The organism is Ciceribacter azotifigens (genome assembly GCF_048159625.1).
Classification (GTDB): Bacteria; Pseudomonadota; Alphaproteobacteria; order Rhizobiales; family Rhizobiaceae; genus Allorhizobium; species Allorhizobium azotifigens.
In genome coordinates this window covers 1-2,637 of record NZ_JBLQTA010000049.1, presented here as the reverse complement: position 1 = coordinate 2,637, position 2,637 = coordinate 1, and the positions used below count along the sequence as shown (strand labels likewise).

Here is a 2,637-nt window from a genome sequence, read left to right as displayed (position 1 = left end):
TGTAGAGCGACAATCTGGATGAGATCAGCGCGACAATCTGGATGAGATTCTGGTGTCGCGGTTGTCGGCGACCGTATCATCGTGATTGACGCTGGCAAGGGCTTCGTCGGCTTCTGATTGTCGCGCAGCGTCAATCTCGGTGGTGTTTCTGATTGTCGCGGAGGCGGCCGGCCTTCCGCGTTGGCGTTTGGCTTCGATGGCGGATCGACGCCTGTAGCTTTCGACATTCATCTCGAAGATGGTCGCGTGGTGGACGAGACGATCTACGGCGGCGAGCGTCATAGCGGGATCAGGGAAGACCCTGTTCCATTCGCCGAACGGCTGGTTGGCGGTGATCATGATGGACCGCCGCTCGTAGCGTGCGGAGATGAGCTCGAAGAGCACGCTCGTTTCCGCCTGGTCCTTGGTCACATAGGCGAGATCATCGAGGATGAGCAGATCGAACTTGTCGAGCTTGGCGATGGCGGATTCGAGCTGGAGTTCACGACGGGCCACCTGAAGCTTCTGAACGAGTTCGGTCGTGCGCATGAACAGCACTCGCCAGCCGTTCTCGATCAGCGCAAGGCCGATTGCAGAGGCGAGATGGCTCTTGCCGCCACCGGGCGGGCCGAACAACAGGATGTTGGCTCCTTTGGCGAGCCAGCTATCGCCGGCGGCGATCGCCATGACTTGCGCCTTGGAGACCATCGGCACGGCGTTGAAGTCGAAACTGTCGAGCGTCTTGCCCGGTGATAATCGCGCCTCGGCGAGATGGCGTTCGATGCGGCGGCGATCGCGTTCGGCGAGTTCGTGTTCGGCAATCGCGCACAGGAACCGCGCCGCCGGCCACCCTTCCTTGTCTGCACGTTCGGCAAAGTCCGGCCAGAGGACTTTGATGGCCGGCAGGCGCAGTTCATTGAGCAGCGTGCTGAGCCTGGCTGCATCGATGGCAGGAGCGTTTCTCATGCGGCGTCCTCCAGATGACGCGCGTCGATCAGAGCCTCATAGCCCTGGAGGGAGGCGAGACGGACGTTGACGGTCGGCAACTGCGCCGGATCGGGTGCGAAGGCGGTCCTCAGAGCGACGATGTCCGGCAGTTCGCCCGCATCGAGGACTTTGGCCAGCCGCTCTGCCAGCTCCCGCTCACAGCCCCGATCGTGGGCCAAAGCCAGCAGCTCGACGGTGATCTTGCAGGCCTGCTTGTCGGAAAGCCGGTCGATGAGAACCTCGAAGACCCTGCGGTATTCCTGCCGTGGAAACAGCTTGTCGCGGTAGACAAGCTGAAGCAGTGCCATCGGCTTTTTGCGCAGCGAATGGATGACATGCCGATAATCGACCACCTGGTCGTGCTTGCCGCTGGCGTGCGCACGTCCTCTTTGGAGCGTCATCAGATGCGTGCCGCCGATAAAGACGTCGAGACGGTCGTCGTAAAGGCGCACGCGTAGCCGGTGACCGATGAGCCGTGATGGTACAGTGTAGAAGACCTTGCGCAAGGTGAAGCCGCCGCTGCGGGAGACCCGCACGACAACCTCCTCAAAGTCGCTGGTGCGTGTTCCCGGTAACGGCTGCAGTGCCGCACGCTCGGCGTCAATGCGCTTGCCATAGCGGGCATTGCGCCGGCTGACGATCTCATCGATGAAGCAGCGGTAGGCATCGAGATCGTCGAAATCACGGGTGCCGCGCAGCAACAGGGCATCGCGGATCGCATTCTTGAGGTGGCCATGCGGGCTCTCAATCGCGCCGTTCTCGTGGGCAATGCCCTTATTGTTGCGGGTCGGCGCCATCCGGTAGTGCGCGCAAAGCTCCGCGTATCGCCGCGTCTGATCCTCCTTGGCATCGGCATCGAGATTGCGAAAGGCCGCCGACAAGCTGTCGCTGCGATGGTAAAGCGGCGCGCCGCCAAGGAACCAGAGAGCGTTCTGCAGCCCTTCGGCCAACGCCACGAAGCTTTCGCCACCGAGAACGACGTGAGCGTGTTCGAAGCCGGAATAGGCGAGCCGGAAGTGGTAAAGCAGGTGATCGAGCGGGTGGCCTGCGATCGTGATGTCCAGTTCGTTCATATTGGTGAAGTCGGAAAGCCCCAATCGACCGGGTTCATGCACCTGGCGAAAGATGACCTCCTGCTCTTCGCCATTGATCGCCCGCCAGGAACGGATCCGCCGTTCCATGGTCCGGCGAACGCCTTCGCTGAGGTCGGGATGGCGGCGCAGCATCTCCTCGAAGACGGCGACCGGACGAATACCAGGTGCGGCCTTCAAAAGCGGAATGACTTCGGCATCGAAGATGTCGGCGAGCGGATCGGGACGCCGGCGGCCGCGCGGCGTCTTTACCTGTGATGGCAGTTGCGGGTTCTTCTCGATGCGATAGGCCGTTGCCCTACTGATCGACGCCTTCGCGGCGGCGACCTCGACCGTGTGCTCTTGTCGTAACTTCATGAAAAGCCTCATCTGATGATCGGTTATGTGACGACCGGGCACAAAGGTGGTTCTCCGTTCTTCGAAGAACCCACCGTACCGGTCGAACCGTAATCACCAGACGCAAAATCGGCGCGCCAGCAGCGGTAGAACTCCGTTCGGGCTACGCCCTCTCTGCGTTCCACCGCTGCTGCCGAGTCTCATCCTAATTGACGCTGCGTCTCACCTTGTTTGCCGCGCTGCA

2 protein-coding genes are annotated in these 2,637 nt (G+C 61.5%); both read right to left on the bottom strand.

The window, feature by feature from the left end:
• Window positions 1-24: 24 nt before the first annotated feature.
• Window positions 25-945: an IS21-like element helper ATPase IstB gene (gene istB / locus ACM6UT_RS23120; protein WP_416799622.1), complete on the bottom strand. Its 921-nt coding sequence runs from the start codon at window positions 943-945 to the stop codon at window positions 25-27.
• Window positions 942-2,456 carry an IS21 family transposase gene (gene istA, locus ACM6UT_RS23115; protein ID WP_416799621.1) on the bottom strand — a complete coding sequence of 505 codons (1,515 nt, stop codon included), beginning with the start codon at window positions 2,454-2,456 and terminating at the stop codon, window positions 942-944. Before istA ends, istB begins: the two co-directional genes overlap by 4 nt.
• Window positions 2,457-2,637 lie beyond the last annotated feature (181 nt).